This window comes from Dokdonia sp. Asnod1-B02, assembly GCF_045063955.1.
Taxonomy (GTDB): domain Bacteria; phylum Bacteroidota; class Bacteroidia; order Flavobacteriales; family Flavobacteriaceae; genus Dokdonia.
Map to the genome: position 1 here is coordinate 1,943,350 of NZ_JBEFNW010000002.1, position 23,659 is coordinate 1,967,008.

The 23,659-nt window shown below is 36.4% G+C and carries 19 protein-coding genes and 3 tRNA genes; 18 read left to right on the top strand and 4 right to left on the bottom strand.

Annotated features, from left to right (window positions below; all coding sequences use genetic code 11):
- Positions 1-25: 25 nt before the first annotated feature.
- The 8 genes from ACJJVU_RS08875 to ACJJVU_RS08910 all read left to right on the top strand — a co-directional run bounded on the left by ACJJVU_RS08875 (position 26) and on the right by ACJJVU_RS08910 (position 6,492).
- Positions 26-736 carry an OmpA family protein gene (locus ACJJVU_RS08875; protein WP_035336740.1) on the top strand — a complete coding sequence of 237 codons (711 nt, stop codon included), beginning with the start codon at positions 26-28 and terminating at the stop codon, positions 734-736.
- Positions 737-821: 85 nt separating this feature from the next.
- Positions 822-1,940, top strand: coding sequence for an NAD(P)/FAD-dependent oxidoreductase (locus ACJJVU_RS08880; RefSeq protein ID WP_405224369.1), 1,119 nt, complete (start codon positions 822-824; stop codon positions 1,938-1,940).
- Positions 1,940-2,647 (top strand): methyltransferase domain-containing protein, encoded by a 708-nt coding sequence (locus ACJJVU_RS08885; protein ID WP_405224372.1) that lies wholly within the window; start codon positions 1,940-1,942, stop codon positions 2,645-2,647. The genes ACJJVU_RS08880 and ACJJVU_RS08885 overlap by 1 nt, the downstream gene beginning before the upstream one ends.
- Positions 2,644-3,696: a type III polyketide synthase gene (locus tag ACJJVU_RS08890; protein ID WP_405224375.1), complete on the top strand. Its 1,053-nt coding sequence runs from the start codon at positions 2,644-2,646 to the stop codon at positions 3,694-3,696. Before ACJJVU_RS08885 ends, ACJJVU_RS08890 begins: the two co-directional genes overlap by 4 nt.
- Positions 3,697-3,699: 3 nt before the next feature.
- Positions 3,700-4,488, top strand: a complete 789-nt coding sequence (locus ACJJVU_RS08895; protein WP_405224377.1) for an SDR family oxidoreductase — start codon at positions 3,700-3,702, stop codon at positions 4,486-4,488.
- Entirely contained in the window at positions 4,485-4,919 is a 435-nt protein-coding gene (locus ACJJVU_RS08900; protein WP_405224380.1) for a 3-hydroxyacyl-ACP dehydratase FabZ family protein, read from the top strand. Before ACJJVU_RS08895 ends, ACJJVU_RS08900 begins: the two co-directional genes overlap by 4 nt.
- A complete protein-coding gene (locus ACJJVU_RS08905) occupies positions 4,919-6,190 on the top strand; it encodes a beta-ketoacyl-[acyl-carrier-protein] synthase family protein (protein ID WP_405224383.1) in 1,272 nt (423 codons plus the stop codon). The genes ACJJVU_RS08900 and ACJJVU_RS08905 overlap by 1 nt, the downstream gene beginning before the upstream one ends.
- 53 nt (positions 6,191-6,243) lie before the next feature.
- Positions 6,244-6,492, top strand: coding sequence for a phosphopantetheine-binding protein (locus ACJJVU_RS08910; RefSeq protein WP_298328049.1), 249 nt, complete (start codon positions 6,244-6,246; stop codon positions 6,490-6,492).
- A 1-nt stretch (position 6,493) separates the two neighbouring features.
- Here the strand turns inward: ACJJVU_RS08910 and ACJJVU_RS08915 are convergent, their stop codons facing one another.
- Complete coding sequence (locus tag ACJJVU_RS08915; RefSeq protein WP_405224386.1) at positions 6,494-7,252, bottom strand: hypothetical protein; 759 nt, start codon at positions 7,250-7,252, stop codon at positions 6,494-6,496.
- Between the two features lie 203 nt (positions 7,253-7,455).
- On the opposite strand from ACJJVU_RS08915, the gene ACJJVU_RS08920 reads away from it, so the two are divergent.
- From ACJJVU_RS08920 to ACJJVU_RS08955, 8 genes are all read left to right on the top strand, one after another.
- Positions 7,456-9,315 (top strand): DNA topoisomerase IV subunit B, encoded by a 1,860-nt coding sequence (locus tag ACJJVU_RS08920; RefSeq protein WP_298328055.1) that lies wholly within the window; start codon positions 7,456-7,458, stop codon positions 9,313-9,315.
- 95 nt (positions 9,316-9,410) lie between these two features.
- Positions 9,411-9,836, top strand: a complete 426-nt coding sequence (locus ACJJVU_RS08925; protein ID WP_405224391.1) for a hypothetical protein — start codon at positions 9,411-9,413, stop codon at positions 9,834-9,836.
- A 19-nt stretch (positions 9,837-9,855) separates the two neighbouring features.
- Positions 9,856-12,540, top strand: a complete 2,685-nt coding sequence (locus ACJJVU_RS08930) for a DNA gyrase/topoisomerase IV subunit A (RefSeq protein ID WP_405224394.1) — start codon at positions 9,856-9,858, stop codon at positions 12,538-12,540.
- Between the two features lie 97 nt (positions 12,541-12,637).
- Positions 12,638-14,398, top strand: a complete 1,761-nt coding sequence (locus ACJJVU_RS08935; protein WP_405224397.1) for a T9SS type B sorting domain-containing protein — start codon at positions 12,638-12,640, stop codon at positions 14,396-14,398.
- A gap of 211 nt (positions 14,399-14,609) precedes the next feature.
- Positions 14,610-14,698 (top strand) — tRNA-Ser (locus tag ACJJVU_RS08940).
- Positions 14,699-14,769: 71 nt separating this feature from the next.
- Positions 14,770-14,844: transfer RNA gene (locus ACJJVU_RS08945), tRNA-Pro, on the top strand.
- A 14-nt stretch (positions 14,845-14,858) separates the two neighbouring features.
- Positions 14,859-14,932: transfer RNA gene (locus tag ACJJVU_RS08950), tRNA-Arg, on the top strand.
- A gap of 339 nt (positions 14,933-15,271) precedes the next feature.
- Positions 15,272-17,311, top strand: a complete 2,040-nt coding sequence (locus tag ACJJVU_RS08955; RefSeq protein WP_405224400.1) for a choice-of-anchor L domain-containing protein — start codon at positions 15,272-15,274, stop codon at positions 17,309-17,311.
- 253 nt (positions 17,312-17,564) lie between these two features.
- Here the strand turns inward: ACJJVU_RS08955 and ACJJVU_RS08960 are convergent, their stop codons facing one another.
- The 3 genes from ACJJVU_RS08960 to tsaE all read right to left on the bottom strand — a co-directional run bounded on the left by ACJJVU_RS08960 (position 17,565) and on the right by tsaE (position 18,901).
- Positions 17,565-17,837 (bottom strand): hypothetical protein, encoded by a 273-nt coding sequence (locus ACJJVU_RS08960; RefSeq protein ID WP_405224403.1) that lies wholly within the window; start codon positions 17,835-17,837, stop codon positions 17,565-17,567.
- A 259-nt stretch (positions 17,838-18,096) separates the two neighbouring features.
- Positions 18,097-18,225, bottom strand: a complete 129-nt coding sequence (locus ACJJVU_RS08965; protein ID WP_405224406.1) for a hypothetical protein — start codon at positions 18,223-18,225, stop codon at positions 18,097-18,099.
- Between the two features lie 268 nt (positions 18,226-18,493).
- Positions 18,494-18,901, bottom strand: coding sequence for a tRNA (adenosine(37)-N6)-threonylcarbamoyltransferase complex ATPase subunit type 1 TsaE (tsaE, locus tag ACJJVU_RS08970; protein ID WP_298325438.1), 408 nt, complete (start codon positions 18,899-18,901; stop codon positions 18,494-18,496).
- A 747-nt stretch (positions 18,902-19,648) separates the two neighbouring features.
- On the opposite strand from tsaE, the gene ACJJVU_RS08975 reads away from it, so the two are divergent.
- Both ACJJVU_RS08975 and ACJJVU_RS08980 read left to right on the top strand, forming a co-directional pair.
- Positions 19,649-21,490 (top strand): helix-turn-helix domain-containing protein, encoded by a 1,842-nt coding sequence (locus ACJJVU_RS08975; RefSeq protein ID WP_405224409.1) that lies wholly within the window; start codon positions 19,649-19,651, stop codon positions 21,488-21,490.
- A gap of 278 nt (positions 21,491-21,768) precedes the next feature.
- A complete protein-coding gene (locus ACJJVU_RS08980; RefSeq protein WP_405224412.1) occupies positions 21,769-23,610 on the top strand; it encodes a helix-turn-helix domain-containing protein in 1,842 nt (613 codons plus the stop codon).
- The last annotated feature ends 49 nt before the right edge of the window (positions 23,611-23,659 follow it).

Genomic DNA, 23,659 nt, shown 5'->3' on the forward strand with positions numbered 1-23,659 from the left:
ACAATCAACCTAAAGAATTAAGATTATGAAAAATATAGTAAGAAATATTACAGTAATAGCACTAGGAGCAGCAATGCTTACAGGTTTCACAAGCTGTGAGGCTACTAAAAATGCAAACAATAAACAGAAAGGTGCTGTTATAGGTGCAACTGGAGGAGCTATCCTTGGAGCAATTATAGGGAACAATGCCGGTAAAGGTGGCAATGGAGAACTAGGTGCTGTTATAGGTGGCGTAGTAGGTGGTGGAGCAGGTGTCCTCATTGGTAACAAAATGGATAAGCAAGCGCAACAAATCGAGCAAGAACTTCCAGGAGCAACTGTAGAGCGTGTAGATGATGGTATCGTAGTAACTTTTGATGAGAACTCAGGAGTTTATTTTGATACAGCAAAATATAATGTGAATCCAGCTAGTCAGACATTACTTAATAAAATGTCTAACATTATGAAGGAGTATAACCAAACTAATGTTATTGTAGCAGGTCATACAGATAGTGTAGGATCTGATGTAAATAACATGACGTTATCTCAAAACAGAGCAAATGCTGTGACTAACTATATGGTAAGTACAGGATTATCTGCAGGAAGATTTACAACGGTATGGTACGGTGAAGCGCAACCAGCAGCTAGTAATGATACAGCAGAGGGACGTGCTCAAAACAGACGTGTACAACTTGCTATTGTTCCTAACGAAGAGATGAAGCAGGACGCGATGAAAGAAGCAAACGGAGGGAACTAATTCCTTCTGTTAAACAGAAATCACAAAATCCTCAAAACTTATGTTTTGGGGATTTTTTATGCGATCTAACCTGTAAATTCACATAGTGGAACAAGATTGTGATATCATAATAATAGGTGGGGGTCTTGCCGGACTCACAGCCGCTGTACACTTACTGCAAGCTGACTTCTCTGTGATGCTTATTGAGAAAAATTCATACCCTAAGCATAAGGTCTGCGGTGAGTATGTTTCAAATGAAGTATTGCCATATTTAGACGCGTTGGGTATTTATCCCATAAACAATGGCGCTAAGAAAATAAATCGTTTTCAATTTTCTGGACTCTCTGGCAATGCACTTGAAATCAAACTTCCTTTAGGAGGTTTTGGTATGAGCAGGTATGCTTTAGATCTAGCTTTGTATGATCGAGCTATACGCCTAGGATTGGTGTTTGAGCAAGCAACCGCTACAAATGTTACTTTCGGGAGAGAGCAATTTGAGGTTACCACAAAAGATAAAAGTTTTAGAGCACCGTATGCTCTTGGAGCCTATGGTAAGAGGAGCGGATTAGATATTACGCTTTCGCGAAAATTTATAAGTACAAAATCCCCTTGGATGGGTGTAAAAGCACATTATGCTGGACAATTCCCAGAAGATTTGGTGGCATTACATAATTTTTCAGGAGGTTACTGTGGATTATCAAAAGTGGAAACAGATGGGATAAACGTTTGTTACCTAGCAGATGTAAATTCGTTTAAGAAGCATAAAGATTTAGATACTTATCGAGTTGAGGTATTAGAGCAGAATCGTCATTTAAAAGAATTTTTCGCGCAAGCGGAACCAATTTTTGAAAAACCACTCACCATTAGTCAGATCTCATTTCAAGATAAATCTGCGGTGGAGAATCACTTATTAATGATAGGTGATAGTGCAGGACTCATACATCCTTTATGCGGAAACGGTATGGCAATGGCAATTCATAGCGCAAAGATTGCAAGTGAGTGTCTTAGTAACCATATAAGTACTTCAAAAAAGCGGGAGCAGCTAGAAAAAGAATATACGAAGCAGTGGAAGCAAACCTTTGCGACTAGAATGCGCAATGGGGCGCTTATACAACGTGGCTTGCATAACGCAACAATAACTAGAGTAGGAGTAGGAATACTTCAAAAATCACCTAGATTATTGAGTAGCGTGATACAGTCAACACATGGAAATCTTATAACATAATGAATTTTAAAAATCGTAGTACTACTCCTGAATTAATGGATGATCCCAGTCTTCCAGAGGTAGACTTACATCTAGCATTAAAGGATCTCGCTACGGTAAATAAATACCTAGGTGGTAATCATATTACGATTACAGCGCTAGAAGATTTAATAAGCGCACATCCTGAGAAAAAGAAATGGAACGTTTTAGATGTGGGCTGTGGTGATGGAGAAGTATTAAGACACATAGCAAAGCACTTTAAAAATAGTGCTATTGATATTTCATTTTATGGGGTTGACATTAATGATAAAAGTATTGATAGTGCCCGAGAGAAATCTAAGGACTTTGATAACTTAACCTTTAGTCGTCAGAATATATTAACGATAGATGAGACTACGTTTGAATGTGATGTGATTATCTGTACCTTAACAATGCACCATTTTTCTGATGAACAACTACTTGTGTTTATGGAGAAATTTAAAAAATTGGCAAGTATTGGTATCATAGTAAACGATTTACAGCGAAGTAAGATAGCGTACCGTTTATTTCAGCTTTTTAGCGGTATATTTATGAAAAGTAAGATTGCCAAATACGACGGAAGAGTGAGCATTGCCCGCTCTTTTAGAAGAAAAGAATTAGAAACCTATTCAAAACAACTTGCACTAGACGACTATTCCATACAATGGAAATGGGCGTTTAGATATTTGTGGGTGATAAAAACTATATGAGCGTAACCATTACGACGGTAGCAAAACAGTTACCACAATATTCACGTACTACAGCAGAGATAATGCCTTTTCTAGACTTATGGCTAGATGGGCAAGAAGACCGTTTTAAACGAAAGGTTAAGAAGATTTTTGGTAATGCAGCAGTAGATAAGCGCTATAGCATTATGGCGCCAGAAGAGGTATTTACAGCTACTAGTTTTCAAGAGAAGAATGACATTTATACTCGTGAGGTTGTAAAGCTAGGAGAGCAGGTATTATCTAAAGCGCTTACTAAAGCTTCATGGGATGGTACTAGCCTTGACTATATTATTACGGTTAGTTGTACGGGTATTATGATTCCTTCCCTAGATGCATATTTAATTAATGCGCTCAAACTACGCCAAGACATTGTGCGATTACCGGTAACGGAGATGGGGTGTGCTGCTGGAGTAAGCGGTGTGCTATATGCAAATGAATTTCTTAAAGCAAATCCTGGAAAACGAGCAGCTGTTATAGCGATAGAAAGTCCTACGGCTACTTTTCAACATGATGATTACTCGATGGTAAACGTGGTGAGTGCAGCTATCTTTGGAGATGGTGCGGCTTGCGTTCTCATGTCGAGTAAAGAAGAAGATAGCGGACCGCAAATAGTGGATACAGAAATGTATCACTTTTATGATGCGCAGGAAATGATGGGCTTTAAGCTTGTAAATAGTGGTTTACAGATGATTTTAGACCAGCGAGTGCCACAAAAGATAGCAGATAAGTTTCCAGATATAATTCATCCTTTCTTAGAAAAGAATGGATATACTATAGCAGATGTAAACCATCTTATATTTCATCCAGGAGGGCGTAAGATTGTTGAAACGGTGGAAGATCTCTTTGGTAAGCTTGGGAAAAATATAGATGACACGAAGGAGGTGCTTAAATTATATGGAAATATGAGTAGTGCTACTGTGCTGTACGTTTTAGAGCGTTTTCTTGATAGAGATTGTGAGGAAGGTGATTTAGGAATTATGTTGAGTTTTGGCCCAGGGTTTTCGGCTCAACGTGTATTATTAAAATGGTAAGTGATGAGTCAATCTTATAAGAATAAATACGCAGTAATTTTAGGAGGTAGTTCGGGTCTTGGGCTAGCCACCGCAAAGAAACTAGCGCATGAAGGAATGAACATTATCATCATTCATAGATCTCGTCGTAGTGTGATAGCAGCTTTTGAAGACGCTATGCGCGAGATGGAAGTTTCTGGAGCGACCATATTATCATATAATACAGATGCCCTTAATGCAGGTAAGCGTCAAGCTACTATCTCAGGAATAAAGGATACAGTTGGCGCAGGAGCAATAAAAGTAGTGGTGCATAGCATCGCCCGTGGTAATTTGAAGCCATTATATTCAGAAGATAGTGCCACACTTAGCAATGAGGATTTTAAAGGTACTCTAGACGCCATGGCGGTGAGTTATTATGATTGGGTATCCGCTTTCGCGAAAGCGGAATTATTTACCCCATCTGCTAGAGCCATTGCATTTACAAGTGAAGGAAGCAGCAAAGCATGGCCACAATATGGCGCAGTTGCTGCAGCCAAAGCTGCTCTTGAAGCCATCTCGAGAGGGATTGCATTAGAGTTTGCACCCTTAGGACTTACGTCTAACTGTATCCAAGCAGGAGTGACAGATACAGAGAGCTTGCGCCTCATACCAGGGAGCGAGCATATGAAAGAAATGGCACAGCAACGTAATCCTTACAAGCGATTAACACTGCCTAAGGATGTAGGTAATGCTGTGTATTTGTTAACACGTGATGAAGCAGCCTGGATTAATGGCGCTGTGATTCCCGTAGACGGAGGGGAACACATACGATGAGCAGTGAAGAGATCATAGCGTTATTGCCTTATACGGCGCCTTTTCTATTTGTAGATCAGATAGAAGAGCTGGGCGACTCATATATTGTTGGTTCTTATACATTTTCTAGAGAATCTTATTTTTATGAAGGACACTTTAAGGGTAACCCTGTTACACCTGGCGTGATACTCACAGAATGCATGGCGCAAATAGGTTTAGTAAGTCTGGGTATTTCTAAGTTGGCAGGTCAAGATTTAGCTGCTTTAAAAGTAGCATTTACTAGCGCAGATGTTGAGTTTTTAAAACCTGTGATGCCTGGGGAGAAAGTGACCGTTGTATCAGAGGAGGCCTATTTTAGATTTAATAAATTAAAATGTAATGTGAAGCTTCTTAATGCACAAGATGAGGTCTGTGTAAAAGGAACACTTGCAGGAATTTTTAGCACTAAATAATGAAGCATAGAGTAGTTATAACTGGAATGGGCGTTTGTGCACCTAATGGAATAGGGCTCAAAGCATTTTCTGATGCCATTTTCTCTGGTAAAAGTGGAATTAAATTTCACCAGAAACTAGCAGACCTTAATTTTGGGTGTCAGATTGCTGGACAGCCAGAAATTCCAGAGGGAATGCTCAAAAAATACTTTACGGCATTACAACTGCGAGATTTACAGAGCTCTGGTATTGAGTACGGGATGATAGCAGGAGTAGATGCCTGGACAGACGCTGGGCTTGCGCCTACAGATAAAGATACTGTTGATTACGATAGCGGAATCGTCTTTGGAGTATCACTACTAGGCGCCGAAAAATTTAGAAGTGCTATTTACCTAACTGATGAAGGCAAAGTACGCCGCTTAGGTAGTACTTCTGTCGTGCAAACGATGGCAAGCGGTATAAGTGCATATCTAGGAGGATATCTAGGTTGTGGAAACCAAGTCACTACAAATTCTAGTGCCTGCACTACAGGATTAGAAAGCGTACTTATGGGCTATGAGCGCGTGCGCAACGGTGATGCAGTGCGAATGCTCGTGGGCAGTTGTAATGATAGCGGCCCTTACATTTGGGGAGGTTTTGATGCGATGCGCGTACTCACAAAAAAATATAATGAAGATCCAGAAGCTGGAAGCAGGCCTATGCAAGAAGATGCAAATGGTTTTGTGCCAGGCGCTGGAGCCGGAGCATTAGTGCTAGAAACTCTCGAAAGTGCACAACAACGAGGGGCAAAGATATATGCCGAAGTTTTAGGTGGTGCAGTAAATAGTGGAGGACAGCGCAATGGCGGTACTATGACTGCTCCTAATAGTGAGGCTGTACAGCATTGTATAAAAACTGCGGTTAAAAATGCAGGAGTATCTGCGACGGAAATTGATACCATAAATGGGCATCTCACTTCTACTGGGATGTGCCCAACAGAAATTGCAAATTGGAGTGAAGCTCTTGAATTGAAAGGAGAGGATTTTCCTTATATCAATTCGCTTAAAAGCATGACTGGACACTGTCTCGCGGCGGCTGGGAGTATTGAGACCGTAGCGACTATTTTAGAACTTGAGGAAGGTCGTATTTTTGGAAATATTAACTCTGCTCACATACATCCGGAAATATTAGAGCGAGTAGCTCAGGGTAAAGTACTCACACAAACCATTGATATGCCTGTAAAGGTGGCGGCAAAAGCTAGTTTTGGTTTTGGCGATGTGAATTGCTGTATGATTTTTAAGAAATTTGAATAACTAGAGATAAAAATAACATACTGTGTTAATTATCACAGTTTACACATAAGATTATGAATAACGAACACTACGAAGCCTTAAAGAATATTATTAAAATTTATCTACCAGAAGATGTATCTGTAGATGATATAAAACCTACAAGCCACTTAACTCAAGAACTTAATGTAAACTCTGCAAACCTTGTAGATATTGTGCTTGACGTAGAAGATCACTTTGATATTACTATTGAAGATGACGAGATAGAAAAGATGGAAACAGTGCAGTCTGCTATCGAAGTTATCGAGGCAAAAGTACAGTCTTAGGTTACTTTATTTTATAATTAGAGTAGTCGTAATCTGCTCTTAGATATTGTCTCACTTTTAAAGAATCTGTGCGATAACTTGTACGCTTTCGCGAAAATTGGAATCCATCCACCTCTGTCATTTCATCATTAGTAACGAGGCTGTAGTGATCTGAGGTTTTCACCCAGTAACCTAGCCATGCAAACGTTGTTGGCTCATAATAAAGACTCCAGATATCTTTGCTGCCTGTAAATGTAACGACCAGTTCATGTGCTTTTACGCCTTCAAAATCTTGTAAGCCATTGTATGTTTTTGTCGAACTATCACTATCTAAAGTGTAGGGCAGTCCTAAAACGAAAGTAGCGGCGTTTAGTTTATTTTGCAGTGAAACTTTTGTTGCGGTAGTGTCTGTCGCTCCATTTATAGTCTGGTATATATCTGAGTCCTTTTGTATGAGCTCATAATTTATAGTACCTGATGTCCAACTTACATTGTGTTGAGTTCCCTCACTAAAATCATATTGATGTAACTCTGTACGGTCTATTTCTATAGTTCCATCTTCATGGTATAGATGAAAAGCTTTTTTAAAGCGTATGTTTTTTATGTTGTTGTAACGCTCTTTTGTCCCACTGGCGTTCATTACTTTTTCTAATAAATCTTTGGCAGTATGAACTTCGGGTGAGGTTGTTGTTTGGTTTCTATAAATCAGTAATATAGCGATAGCACCACCTACAAAGGCAATTAATAATAATCTTCGATTTAATCCATTTAGTACTGCCATAAAATCTAACTTTGTAAGGATAGAAAGATACAAATCGCATGGTTTGTAAAGAAAAAGAAGAGAGAATAATTTAATCACATTCTCGCGAAAGCATAGAGAATTTCGTAATCAACAATGCTATTTTTAAAATTGTTAATTATTTCTTTATTTTGGGGTTCTTTAAGCCATTGCAAGTCCTTATATTAGCGACTCCACGACATTTTATGACTCAAGAAACACAATACAACGAAGATAATATCCGATCGCTCGATTGGAAGGAGCACATCCGCATGCGTCCAGGGATGTACATAGGTAAACTAGGTGATGGTTCTAGCGCAGACGACGGTATCTATATCCTTGTAAAAGAGGTGCTTGATAACTGTATCGATGAGTTTGTGATGGGAGCCGGGAAGACCATAGAGATTTCCATACAAGGAGAAAAAGTAATCGTACGTGATTACGGTCGTGGTATTCCGCTTGGAAAAGTAGTGGATGTTGTTTCAAAAATGAACACGGGAGGTAAGTATGATTCGCGTGCATTTAAAAAATCTGTAGGTCTAAACGGTGTAGGTACTAAGGCGGTAAATGCATTATCTAGCTACTTTAGAGTAGAATCTACTAGAGATGCAAAATCTGCAAGTGCAGAGTTTGAGCGTGGTGAATTACAGAATCAAGATTTACTAGATGAGACTTCGCGCAGGCGTGGTACTAAAGTGTCATTTGTTCCAGATGGTGAGATATTTAAAAATTTCAAATTTCGCTCTGAGTATGTAGAACGTTTGATTAAGAACTACGTATATCTTAATCCAGGACTAACCATTGTTTTTAACGGTGAGAAATTCTTTTCTGAAAATGGACTGAAAGATTTACTTTCAGAAAGCATCGCAGAGGGAGATCGTCTTTATGATATTATCCACTTAAAGGGAGAAGATATTGAGGTTGCCATAACACACAGTAAATCGCAATATTCTGAGGAGTATCACTCTTTTGTAAATGGTCAAAATACGACGCAGGGTGGAACACACCAGGCAGCTTTTCGCGAAAGCATAGTAAAAACCATTCGTGAGTTTTATAATAAGAGTTACGAGGCATCAGATATTAGAAAGTCAATTGTATCTGCGATTAGTATTAAAGTGATGGAGCCTGTTTTTGAGTCGCAAACGAAGACCAAACTAGGATCTACAGATATGGGAGGTGAGTTACCTACCGTGAGAACGTATATTAATGATTTTCTTAAAACTGCACTTGATAACTTTTTACATAAAAACACTCCTGTAGCCGATGCCTTACAACGTAAAATATTACAAGCAGAACGTGAGCGAAAGGATCTTTCTGGAATACGTAAGCTAGCAAAAGACAGGGCAAAAAAAGCAAACCTTCACAATAAGAAATTAAGAGATTGCCGTATCCACCTTACAGACAGTAAGAAAGAACGTAACCTGGAGACTACGTTGTTTATTACCGAGGGAGACTCGGCTTCTGGATCAATTACAAAGTCACGTGATGTTAACACGCAAGCTGTTTTTAGTCTTAAAGGAAAGCCTCTTAATAGCTACGGACTTTCAAAGAAAATCGTTTACGAAAACGAGGAGTTTAATCTCTTGCAAGCTGCACTTAATATAGAAGAGTCTATAGAGGACTTACGTTATAACAACATTGTGATAGCAACAGATGCCGATGTTGACGGTATGCACATACGATTATTACTAATCACCTTCTTCTTGCAGTTCTTCCCAGAACTCATAAAAGAAGGACATTTATATATTCTTGAAACACCTCTTTTTAGGGTGCGTAATAAGAAAGAAACAGTGTACTGTTATAGTGATCAAGAAAAGGCAGATGCTATGGCGCGCTTAGGCGCAAAACCAGAGATTACTCGATTTAAGGGACTTGGAGAGATATCACCAGATGAATTCCAGTTTTTTATAGGAGAAGATATAAGGCTAGCGCCAGTAATGCTAGATAAAGCCTTAATGATTGAAGAATTATTGTCTTTCTACATGGGTAAAAACACTCCAGATAGACAGAAGTTTATTATTGAAAATCTCAAGGTAGAATTAGATAGAGTAGTGGAGGAGGATTAGTAGTCCGCTTTCGCGAAATCGTGAATAAAGAAAGATTGAGGCAACCATTATAAGTTTTTAAGCGTCTATAATTATAGAACTTTAAAACAAGAAATATGATAAGGAGATTTACATTTATTGCGATGGCGAGTATTTTATTGATGGGGTGTGCCTCTGCAGTAATTAATACGGTAATGAAGATTAATACAGGAGAAGCAAAACGATTTGCCAAAGCCGTAATGAGGGATGAGCCAATTGATTTCAGAAAATTTTCTGTGTCTAGCGATTTGAAGGGATATTTGAAGAGTGATGAAGGTGTAGCTTATTATAAAACGATAAGAAACGAAACAGGTGCTCTAAAAAAGTTGAAATTGAAAAGCGTTAAAGGGACGACCTCAGATACTATGAACTATCGCTTTATTGCAAGCTTTAAGGAAAATGAAGCCAAAAGGGAAGTGCGAGTTCAAACCTATGGCGACCATAGATTTATAAATGTATTTGTAACGCCGTGGCAAGACACGATGGAACCATTAGAAAAGTAAGTGTTATTACAACCAATTAATGAGCGAAGAAATAAACGACCATAACGAAGACGAAGAATTAAACCCAGAGACACTTCCTGCTGAAGTAGTGGACGGTGGAGGAGAAACCATCACTCGAGTTTCGGGGATGTTTGAAGACTGGTTTTTAGATTATGCATCTTATGTAATCCTAGAGCGTGCCGTTCCATCTATAGAAGATGGTTTCAAACCGGTACAACGTCGTATTATGCATGCTCTCAAGGAGCTTGATGATGGTCGTTATAATAAGGTTGCAAATGTAGTAGGTCACACGATGCAGTATCACCCTCACGGTGATGCGAGTATAGGTGATGCTATGGTGCAAATAGGGCAAAAAGATCTACTCATTGATACACAGGGTAACTGGGGAAATATTCTAACTGGCGACCGCGCAGCAGCTTCTCGTTATATAGAAGCAAGACTTACCAAGTTTGCACTTGATGTTGTCTACAATCCGAAAATAACAGAATGGCAGGCATCATACGATGGTCGTAAGAAGGAGCCTATAAATTTACCTGTAATGTTCCCAATGCTTTTAGCATCTGGAGCAGAAGGTATTGCCGTAGGTTTGAGTACAAAGGTACTTCCTCACAATTTTATAGAACTAATAGATGCTTCCATCAAGCATCTTAAGGACAAGAAATTTACATTATATCCAGACTTTCCAACGGCTGGTATAGCCGACTTTACTGACTATAAAGATGGATTACGAGGTGGGAAAGTACGTTGTAGAGCTCGTATAAGTCAGCAGGATAAAAATACGCTTGTCATTACTGAGTTGCCTTTTGGACAGACCACAACATCACTCATAGATTCTATCCTTAAAGCAAATGATAAGGGTAAGATTAAGATTAAAAAAATAGAAGACAATACCTCTGCAAACGTAGAGATATTAGTACATCTTCCTGCTGGAATTTCACCAGATAAAACAATTGATGCATTGTATGCATTTACAAATTGTGAGACATCAATATCACCGCTTAGTTGCGTTATAGAAAATAATAAACCACTCTTTGTGGGAGTAACAGAAATGTTACGTCGCTCTACGGATCGTACAAAAGACTTATTAAAAGCAGAACTTGAGATTCAACTAGGTGAGTTTGAAAACCAATGGCATTATGCTTCACTTGAACGTATTTTTATTGAAAATAGAATTTACCGTGACATTGAAGAACAAGAGACTTGGGATGGCGTTATTAAAGCGATAGATGATGGTTTAAAACCACATATAGGTCACTTAAAAAGAGCGGTTACCGTTGAGGATATCACAAGATTAACGGAGATACGTATAAAACGTATTTCTAAGTTTGATATAGATAAAGCACAACAGAAGATAGATGCACTAGAGGATCAAATCACTCAAGTAAAATATCACTTAGATAATCTTACGCAGTATGCGATAGATTATTTTACAAGGTTAAAAAAGGACTACGGAGCTGGAAAAGAACGTAAAACAGAGATTAAAATCTTTGATGATATTCAAGCAGCCAAGGTAGTATTGAGAAATACGAAACTTTACGTAAACCGTGAAGAAGGATTTGTGGGAACATCCCTCAAAAAAGATGAGTATGTAACCGACTGTTCTGATATAGATGATGTAATTGTATTTACAAAGTCTGGAACGATGATGGTGGTAAAGGTGGAATCTAAAACCTTTATTGGTAAAGATATTTTACATGTAGCCATTTTCAAGAAAAAGGATAAGCGTACAACATACAATATGATTTATAGAGCAGGTAATGGATTGCCTACGTACGTTAAGCGCTTTAACGTTACCTCTGTTACACGTAATAATGATTACAAGCTGGCTGGAGACCAGAAGAGCGCTCAGGTACTTTATTTTAGTGCAAATCCTAATGGAGAGGCAGAATTAGTTACAGTATACTTGAGAGCAGTTGCCTCCATAAAGAAGCTCCGATTAGAAATAGACTTTGCAGATGTTATTATAAAAGGCCGATCTTCTAAAGGTAACATCGTTTCTAAAAATGCAGTAAAATCTGTAGAGCTTAAAGAAAAAGGGCTGTCTACACTTAAACCGCGTAAAATATGGTTTGATAATACAGTACAACGCCTTAATCTTGACGAGCGCGGAGATCTTCTGGGTGAATTTCGTCCAGACGACCGTTTATTGATTATCAATCAGCATGGTAATGTGCGCACGATTATCCCAGAGGTGACACATCATTTTGACGAAGATATGATTGTACTAGAAAAATGGAATCCTCAAAAGCCTATTACAGCTATCTATTGGGATGGTAATAAGGATCGTTATTATGGTAAGCGATTCTTGATAGATACTCCAGATAAAGAAGAAACATTTATATCTGATCATGAGAATAGCGTGCTAGAACTAGTTTCTACCGACTGGCGACCAGTAGCCGAAATGATATTTTACAAGCAACGAGGTAAGGAGGCTAAGGAAAATGAGATTGTATCTATGGAAGACTTTATAGCTGTAAAAGGTATAAGTGCCCTAGGTAATACGTTTTATACAGAAAAGCTTAAAGGTGTAAACTGGATGGAGTCTTTACCTTATGAGGAGGTAGAAGAGGAAAAAGAAAATATTGAAGTGGTAGGTGAGGAAGAAGTAACTCCAGAAAAGAGTTCTTCTCAACCCGCAAAAAAAGCAGATGGTGAAGTAGGCAACGATGATGATGATTCTGAGTCGCAAACCTCTTTATTTTAGATTTTAATTGATTTAAAATCAACCTATTTTTTCCTACAAGATGCTTTAACGACTAGTCAGTATATTTGATAGGTCTTTATTTTGAAAACTTTGTGGAATGAACTTGAGCAGTAAAGAGAGTTGCCTTCGGTTCTATTTAATAGGATTGTTTTGTGTTTTTCACGTTTTCGCGAAAGCGGCCGTTCAAGACACCAGCTGTGCTTTGCTTATTTCTCCAGCTCAAGGAGAAACCAATGTTTCTGTAATTGCTCCAATAAGTTTTGAGCCAGTAGCCGGAGCAGTTAATTATTTTATAGACTTAGGTACTACTGCAGGAGGTACAGATATACTTGATAATTTTAGTGTAGGTATTTCAGCGAGTTTTAATCCTCCGCAGGGAATGCCAGAAAGTACCATCATCTACATTACGGTCCGAGCCTTTTTTGTAAGTGGCTCGCAGTCATGCAATAGTCAGTCTTTTACTACGGAAGATGTTACCGTTATTCCGTCCTGTACGCAAGTAAGTTTTCCAGTAAATGGAGCCGTAGACGTTTCTTTAAACACTACAATAAGTTGGCCTTATGCGCCTAGAGCTACGGGCTACATCATAAATATAGGTACTTCACCTGGAGCGGTAGATATTGTAAACGGTCAAAACTTGGGTAATATGTTGACTTACAATAGCGCTGTAGATTTAGATCCAGGTACTACGTATTATGTTACGCTGATATCATATAATGAGAATGGACAAGCAACAGGCTGCACAGAAACCTCATTTACTACAGAAAATATTGCCACGGAAGTCCCAGACTGCACCCAACTTATAGCGCCAATAGATGGAGCAACTGAAGTTGCGCTCACACCAATACTTGAATGGCAGGCAGTGACTAATGTAGAGGGTTATCTTATAAGAATAGGTACAATCCCAGGAGGATCAGACGTGCTTGCAAATACAGATATTGGTCTAGCTACATCTACAGCGGTACTGGACTTTCTTGAAGGTACTACGTATTACGTAACCATAACACCTTTTAATGCCGCCGGAGAGGCACAAAATTGCACGCAAACAAGCTTTACGACCACCTTTGGTTGTGGTCCTTATACAGATGGGATTACAGGTGAAATGGTTGACTTAAATCCCATAATTGATCTCGCCGAAAATTATGAGATTTGCAGAGATAATGCTCCTTTAATCTTAAGCTATCCAGATTCATATGAGCGTATTGTATGGAGTGCAATACATGATGGTGAAATGGCGACCATATCCTCAGACGCTCTAGTTACTATAAATGTTTCAGGAGTTTATATGGTGGAGGTGAGCACAGAAACAGTTATTGACTCTGGTACTATTATTTGTACAGCTACACATTCATTTGAGGTGTCTATAATTGATCCTCCCATCATTAATAACTTAGTAATCTCCAACCAAGGAAACACGGTAAACATTCTAGTAGAATTAGAAGAGGAAGGTGATTTTGAATATTCTAGCACGAGTGAGAATGGTCCTTATCAATCTAGTGCATTACTTACAAATATTGATGCGACAGATATTCAGGTTTATGTAAGAGACCGCAACAGTTGTGGAATGGATAGCAGGCGTATCAAACCTGACCCGGGATTTCCAAAATATTTCACTCCTAATGGAGATGGTGTTAATGACACCTGGCAGGTTAGGGGTGTAGTGGTAAATGGAGAGACAGTTACGAGTATAGAAATTTATGACAGATTTGGAAAGCGCCTCAAGACTATTTCTCCTTATGGGCAAGGTTGGGATGGAAGCTATCAAGGTAAAATGCTTTTTGATAATGGTTTTTGGTACAAAGCAAATACGCGTTCAAACGTGACGTTTACTGGATATTTTGCTTTAAGAAGGTATTAAGGTATACCGCTTTCGCGAAAATGTTATTTTTTTTAAATTATTTTATTTACAATAATTAGAGGTGAGTATCTGATTTTTAATCAAATAGAATCGTGCAGTATTTAATCTTTATTTTTTTTTGAATTAAAGTTGAAATTATTCTTGTTTTCTTCTATTTGTTGATGTAAATTTGCATCCGCTTACAACAAGCAAGTTCATTATTTTATTAAAAGGAGAGGTGCCTGAGTGGCCGAAAGGAGCGGTTTGCTAAATCGTCGTAGGTGGAAACACTTACCCAGGGTTCGAATCCCTGTCTCTCCGCAAGTCATAACAAAACAGATGAGTAACCATCTGTTTTGTTATTTAAAGATTTATACACTTAGTGTATATTTCGGGGTATAGCGTAGCCCGGTTATCGCGCCTCGTTTGGGACGAGGAGGTCGCAAGTTCGAATCTTGCTACCCCGACTTATTGTTGATTAGGGCTCTTAGCTCAGCTGGATAGAGCACCTCCCTTCTAAGGAGGCGGTCGCAGGTTCGAATCCTGCAGGGCTCACATCACTTTAAAACCACATTCTTTTTAGAATGTGGTTTTTTTTTGGATTGATTTTAATTAAATAACTCTTTTTGTCACAATATGAGGATATCCTCTTATTTATAGCTCGATGTTTTTATATATTCGAACCTTAAAATCAATAGCTTAGAAATTTTTAGTATTCTCAATAATTATGAGAATTAATTTTCAATGTTTGTTATGGATTTTATAATCTCAACTGTTCTATAAAACAGAACAGTGATAGTCAATTATTAATTACATACTGAAGGTTTTGAAAATCTCTATCTAAACTCATACACTAGATATTTTTTTCTGTTTTTAAATTTCAAGCATTTTTATATGAGAGTATTTTTACTAGCTATTATTTTATTTTTTTCTTGTTACAATAGTTCACGAGCGCAGAGTATAGCTGTTAATAATCCAGTTTATCCAGAATCTGCTTTTACTGCAGAAGAGCTCATCCAAAATGTACTTATAAGTGGATCTTCATGTGCCGATGTGTCGCTTACTAATTTTCAAGAAAATCCCGGAGGTGCTACAGATTCAAATCAGAAGAGTTGGGGGTATTTTAATGCAAACGGTTCTAATTTTCCTTTTCAAGATGGAATTATCCTTACATCGGGTTTTGCTCGCCTAGCAGAAGGTCCCAATGATGACGGAGGTGGCAATAGTGCAGGTGGCTGGAATGGAGATACTGACCTTCAAACAATATTAGACAACTTATATGGTACAGTAGCTGTTACAAATGATGCTACTGTATTTGAATTTACCTTTTCTTCAAATATCGATACTGTAGATTTTGAATTTATTTTTGCTTCTGAAGAGTATGAAAATGAATTTGAGTGTGATGATAATTTCAGAGATGGTTTTGCTTTTTTAGTGAAAGGTCCAGGAATTCCAGATGACTCGGGTACTGCTTTTGGAGGTACTAATATTGCTGCTATACAAGGATCTTCAAATGTTGCTGTAAGTACAGCAACAATACATTTAGATCCTACGCAAGATGCCATCAATGGATTTTTATGCGGTTCAGAGGACTTAGGTGTAAATTATTTTCCAGAATTGTATGTAAGTAATTCTAATGATAATCTTAATGATATCCCTACTCAGTTTGATGGATTGACTACAGTATTGACCACAACGACAGTAGCAATAGTACCTAATGAAACGTACACGCTCAAAATGGTAATTGCAGATCGTTCTGATAACGGTTTTGACTCAGCTGTGTTTTTGCGTGGTGGTAGTTTGAGTTTGGGTGTAGATATTGGAGCAGATCAAGTTGGTATTAATTTCAATGCTGCTTGTGAAGGAGAGACTATAACGCTAGATGCAACAGATAATACAACTGCAACTACAACATTTGAGTGGCAACAATTTAATACTACAACTAGTATGTTTGAATCATTTGTTCCAGCTCAAGTTAATGGAACGCTTGATGTAATGGTTGATGGTCAATATAAAGTTTTAGTAGATACTGGTAGTGGTTGTATAGGTGAGGATTCGGTAGCGATAGAGTTTGCGTCTGCTATGTATAATGATGCTATGGATATTATGGTTTGTGATGATCCATCTGGCGATGGAGTTGAAGTATTTAACTTAAACGATCAGTTAGCCGCTATCACCTCAGGGCAAACAGATGTAATGGTTACTTTTCATACGCTTCAATCGGATGCAGAAATGGATATAAATAACATATCTAACCCAGGGGCTTATACAAACACAAGTCCATCAGAAGAGATTTTTGTCCGTATAGAGACCATGCTAAGTTCAAATTGTTTTGATGTAGGTTCGTTTGTAATATCTGTAAGCGACCAAACTGTGGCAAATGATCCTGGGCCATTTTTAGTTTGTGACGATGCTACAGATGGAGACGATACTAATGGAATAACTGTTTTTGATCTATCTAGTATTACGGATACTATTTTAGGAGTTCAAGACCCTACTTTATTTAATGTGAGCTTTCATAGTGGAGGTGTAGATGCTAACAATAATGACAATCCTTTACCACTTGCTTACACTAATTCTAACGCTGGTGGTGAAACTATTGTTGTACGCGTGGAAAATAATAGTGATGTAAATTGCTTTGCTACTAGAAATATTTCACTTGTGGTAGGTGAGCTCCCAGTCCTAACCACACCAGTAACTTTACGTCAGTGTGATGATGATACAAACGGTGTTACAACTTTAAACTTAACACAGTCACAAAGCGAGTTGAGTACAAATTCGGCCAACGAGACTTTTACTTATGTAGACGCTTCTGGCACACCTATAACTGATCCTACGGCTTATATAAACAGTGGTTCTCCTTTTAATGAGGCTATTGGGCTTTTTTATGTCTTGATATTTAGAATAGAAATATATCAGTTATCTGCTAAGTAATCTTAGCGTTTAAGCAAGTTTTAGTACTTTATAATACATGGATAACCTTTAATTACGTGCGTGAGGGATAGCAGTGGTTACCCTGCAGTGTTGTGAAGCGATAGCGACATAGCACGAAGCGTAAAAACGTATAGCCCGGTCACTAGACTTCAAGAATGAAATGAATGAAGGATAGGTGCACGCCCTGAGGTAAAGAAAGTGTGCTATAAAAGTATATAATTGGCTCTTTAGCGTATAACTATAGTGTTATTGATTAATCCTCTAGCTCGTCATCTACTTCATCATCACCTACCTCTGGTAAATCAAGTGGGGAATCTGCTGGGATTTTTACAATTTTCCCGTTCCAGCGAACACGCTTTAATTCTTGATCTAGATCTACTCCGTAAAGACGATCGAAGATTTTAGTTCTTATGGCGTAAGTTATAGCTGCGACAATAGCTATTATAGGAATTATATAAGTGATTTCATTTGTATCGTTAAATTCTAAATCTTGATTAAGTGAAATATAAATCTGAATTACATACATACTGATAGGTACAATTATGGAGTGATACCACCAATGCTTACAAGTGAAGAACCAAAGAAGTAGGAGCAAAAGTGGTATAATTTTGCCAAATAATACCCAAGCTAAAGTATAAATGCTCTCGTAATAGTAACTATTTATAGTACCAAATAAAGAGGATTCCCAAGATTTGACATCTGGGAATCCTTGATATACATAAAAAAGTATTGGTGATAGCACTATAAATAATGCAATCATTGTACTTGAAGATAGAATTTTTATTCTATCCAGCTTTTGGTACTTTAATGTTTTTCCTCTCGATTGCTTGCGATCCATTGTCAGTTAATGCTGTGTACGATAATGCTGTTGCACCAGCGATCACTAGTGCTAAAAATAAAGCTTTAATTTTCATAATTTAGAGTGTTTTGAGTAATGATTTGTTGCTGCAAACATCACCCTAATCTCTCAAAATATTGCTAATTAATTTTTTATGTATATTCGCGCCCGTTTTGAAAAAAAAAGGCACCCAGTATTATGTATGTACGGTTTAAGGGGTTATCTATTAAATTCTTTAATTTCGTTTAAAGGTTTTAACCTTTGTTTTTTGCCTTTGTTAAAAAAACCTTAAAGAGAAAATTCTTACAAATATAAATAATTGCTTTAACGTTTTTTTAACATATCTAATGTAATGTCAATTGTCTTTTATCTGCACTTATTGTGGTAATCGTAATTTTTTGTGCATTTAATGGTAAAAAGGAGGTGATTTTTTCTGGCCATTCAATAAAAATCCAATCTCCTTGAGTTAAATATTCTTCAAAACCGAGATCCAAAGCCTCTTCTTCTTTTTCTAGTCTATAAAAATCAAAATGGTATAACACTTTGTTATTATCAGAAATATATTCGTTAACAATTGAAAAGGTAGGGCTACTTGCAGTCTCTTGTACGCCTAATTCTTTTGCAAGCGATTTTACAAGTGTAGTCTTTCCTGCTCCCATTTCTCCATAAAAGAGAAGGATATTACTTTTTGAAGAAGAGATTATTGTTTTTGCAATATGCTCAATTTCAGACAAATTATAAATCATCTGCATTAGTAGGGTATTTAAGGGTGTTGCGAAGATAAGAAAATCTTAAAGTTTTAAGATTTTAAATTATAAAAGTAGATTTTATATGCCTTTAAACGATAATTTCTCGCTTTTCTAGGGATATATACTTAAATATATAATTATTGGAGTGGTGTCCTTAATTCAAAAAGACAGAAAGAAAAATAATATAAATAGAGTGGTTGTGGTAAGAGGTGTGTAGGTGTAAAATAAAAATCGATGTCAACCTATAAATAGGTTAGGAGAATCTATTAAAAATATATACTCCCTAATTACTAGTTAAAGTGCAAACCCCTAAAATGTAATTTCAAACTAGTTGTTAAACACCGATTTTAATTCTTCTTACTTGTAAGACTATAATTTGTGTTGGATTAAACACTAAATGATGTAAGTCCGTTTTTTGATTGATGAACATATAGTTATTTTGTAACTAACTATATTGATGATTAGGAGTGTAAAAGTCAGCTATACTTAAGAGGATATCAAGAGTTGTGTAGGAACATTCATAAATTTTCGCTTTAAATTTATGATTTTTCCCATATTTATGAATCTTCCCTTCAATTCTTCGTTTTTTAAGGGTGGCTATCATAAAATTGAGGAATTTAGTAGTCATGAGATTTAATAATAGGGATATAAACTTTAACTTGCAGCCCGCTTAAATTAGCCTAAAACCATTTTTAATATATAGAGGAGTAAGATTTTTCTTAGAAAATAGTGCTCCTAATCGTTTCGTTAATGATTACAAAGTCCCCTTTATTTATAGTAATCTTTATGTGCTCTTTTTTCTCTATAAGTGCACAAGAGCTTCCATATCTATCAGATATTGCTGTACCTGATTCTATAGCTATAAAAAGTTATCCTGTATTAAGAACTGAATTTTTTGCTCTTTTTAATGAATGTAAAACTTCGGTTGATTCATTGGCACTTGAATTAAAAGGAAAGGAGCTTGTAAGACGGGCTACATTAAGTAGAAACAAGTCCGATGTCGCTAAATTCTATTTGACTTTAGAAAATTTAAGAGATGGTGATTATGATATACTTGAATATATACTTGAGTATACAAGAACTAATGAGTTAGATGATTCCTACGAAGGAGGGTTGTTGCAAAAAGCTATTGCTCTTTACTATGATCAGCGAATTAAAGAGGCTTTAGCAGTAGCAGAAGAAGCGTATAGATTTTCTGAAAAAACTCAAAATATATCTAATAAATGGGTTTTAAAAAGTCTTATTGGTAATCTACAAGTTGATTATGGTAATGTTTCTATTGGATTGCAACATTTAAAAGAGGTAGAGTCTATTTATATAACAGGAGAGGTTCAAACAATACACCCTTACAATACAGATAGCTATAATAAAGATGTGCTGGCATCTATTAGGTATTCCATAGCAAAGACATATTTTGAAATTGATAGTCTTGATGAGGCAGATGATTATATTGAAAAAGTTAGGATATATGCTGAATCAGTAGGAAATAAAGATCATTTAGATTATTACCTTGGTTTAAAAGCAGGAATACTAATCAAACAAAAGAGATATTTAGAAGGGTTATATGTAACCAATCAATATATTTCTAATGATCTGAAAAAAAGTGATCAGGAGTTGTCTCATTCTTATGCCATGCAGGGTATTGCCTATGAAGGGTTGAATTTAGACGAAAAAGCAACTACTTCTTTCCTTACCGCTGATAGCCTTTTTGTAGTAGCAGGGGCTGATTACTATTATGATGAACTCAAGTATACATTTAATTATTTACTTAATCATTATAAGAAAGAAGGAAACACAAACAAACAAATAGAATATCTTAATAAAATGATTTCCTATGAGGAATCAGTAGGTAGTATTAAAGAATCTGTGACCAATGGTGTATCGACTATGTATACTATCCCGGAGCTTACAGCTGAGAAAGAACTTTTAATACGTAAGCTAGAAAAAGAAAAGTCAACTAGTCATGCTGGTGTTATTCTATTCTTAATCTTGAGTTGCATAGGAGTCATCGTGGCGGTATTTCAATACAGAAAAAAACTTATTTATAAAAAGAGGTTTGATAATCTCAAAGTGGTACTTGAGAAGCGTTTTAACAACGAGGTTTCTTTTCCTATGAGCACTACAAGTACGTCTGAGAAAGCTATTAAAAGCTCTCTGTCTCAATTAAAGTCTACACAAACAGATAAAATTAAAGCCGGCCTTAAAAATTTTGAGGATACATTAATGTTTACAGAGGAAAATATCACACTTAAGAGTCTTGCTCTGCAAGTAGGTACTAATACAGCATATCTGTCTAAATATATAAATGATGAGGAATCGGAGAATTTCTCTGTCTACATAAATGACTTGCGTATTAATTATGTTCTTAAACTTCTCTACAGTTCTGAGAAAATAAGAATGTACACAGTGAGTGCTCTAGCAAAGGAAGTTGGTTTTTCCAATTCAAAATCTTTTTCAAACCACTTTAAACGTATTACTGGGCTTTCGGTGACTTATTTTATAAAAAATCTTGAGGATATTAAGGCGGCTCCAGCAAAAGAAAAGGGTGATAATGTGATTGATTTTTTAGAGCGAATTAATAAAACTGGGTAAGCAGTTTTTTACTCCAGTTATATGTCCCGTCCTTAAATAGCGATACACTAAATTCTCCTTTTAAATCAATGGTTGTTTCTATTTTTATAAGTGTACCCTTTAATTTTCAGTTTTTCAAGGGTGTCAATCACAAAATGGAGGAATTTAATAGTTGTGAGATTTAATTATAGGGATATAACTATTAACTTGCATCCCGTTTAAATAAGTTTAAAACCATTTTTTTTTTTATAAAGGAGTAAGATTTTTCTTAAAAAATAGTGCTCTCAATCGTTTAGTTAATGATTATAAGAACCCCTTTATTTATAATATTTTTTCTGTGCTCTTTGCTCTCCATAAGTGCACAAGAACTTCCGTATCTCTCTAAAATCAATGTTCCAGATTCTTTAGCTGTAAAAAGTTATCCTATTTTAAGAACTGAATTTTTTGCTTTTTTTAAAGATGATATGACATCAGTTGATTCATTAGTGCTAGAATTAAAAGGGAAGGAGCTTATAAAAAGAGCTACACGAAGTAAGAATAAATCTGATGTTGCCAAATTTTATCTTGTTTTAGCTGAATTAAGAAATAATGATTTTGATTTATTTGATTATATATTAAATTTTACTAAAGAAAATAATTTGCTCGTTTTGTATGAAACAGCTCTGTTGAGTAAGGCAATATCATATTATTACAATGATCAAATCGATATGTCTTTGCAGTTAGCAGAAGAGGCGTATAAATATTCTGAAGAATCCGGAAATTTATCTAACAAATGGACATTGAAAAATTTTATTGGAGTATTACAGATAAATTATGGAAATGTAAGTCGCGGTATTTCAAATTTAAAGGAAGTAGAGTCTATTTACACCACTGGAAAAGTTAAGAATATTCACATCTACAGTAGTGATTCTCAGAATAAGAATATTCTTGCTTCCGTTAGATATTCTATTGCATCTTCTTACTTCGATATAGACAGTCTTGACGCTGCAAGCGATTACATAGAAAAAATAAAGATTTATGCTGATACTGATAATGATAAAGAATATCAGAACTCCTATTTAGGCCTAAAAGGGGCTATTTTAATAAAACAAAAAAAATACCTAGAAGGGTTAGAAATAACCAATCAATATATTTCTAATGACTATGAAAAAGGAGATGAGGAGTTGTCTCATTCTTTTGCCATGCAGGGAATAGCCTATGAAGGATTAGATTTAACAGAAAAGGCGACTACTTCATTCCTCACTGCTGATAGTCTTTTTGTAGCAGCAGGATCAGATTACTATTTTGATGAGCTCAAGCAAACATTTGATTATTTACTTAATCATTATAAGAATGAAGGAAACACAGATAAGCAAATAGAATACCTAAATAAAATGATTGCCTATGAGGAATCATTAGGTAGTATTAAAGAGTCAGTGAGTAACGGTGTCGTGTCTATGTATACTATCCCTGAGCTTACAGCTGAGAAGGAACTTTTAATACATAAGCTAGAAAAGGAAAAGTCAACAAGTAATGCTGGTGTTATTCTATTCTTAATCTTGAGTTGTTTAGGAGTCTTTGTAGCGATATTTCAATACAGAAAAAGGCTTATTTATAAAAAGAGGTTTGATAATCTTAAAGTGGCGCTTGAGAAGCGTATTAAAAATGAGGTGTCATCTCCTATAAATACAACTAGCACGTCTGAGGCAACAATTAAAAGTTCTCCACCACAATTAAAGCCTACGCAAACAGATAAAATTAAAGCTGGTCTCAAAACTTTTGAGGACACATTAATGTTTACAGAGGAAAATATCACGCTTAAGAGTTTAGCTCTCCAGGTAGGTACTAATTCAACATATCTGTCTAAGTATATTAATGATAAGAAATCGGAGAATTTCTCTGTTTATATTAATGACTTGCGTATTAATCATGTACTCAAACTGCTCTATAGTTCTGAGAAAATAAGAACTTACACAGTGAGTGCTCTAGCGAAGGAAGTTGGTTTTTCTAATTCAAAATCTTTTTCAAACCACTTTAAACGTATTACGGGGCTTTCGGTGACCTATTTCATAAAAAATCTTGAGGATATTAAAGAAGTTTCTGCGAAAGAAAAGGGTGATAATGTAATAGATTTTTTAGAGCGAATTAATAAAACGGGCTAAGTAGCTTTTGGCTCCATATATAATCATAAAAAAAACCACAGCTTATATT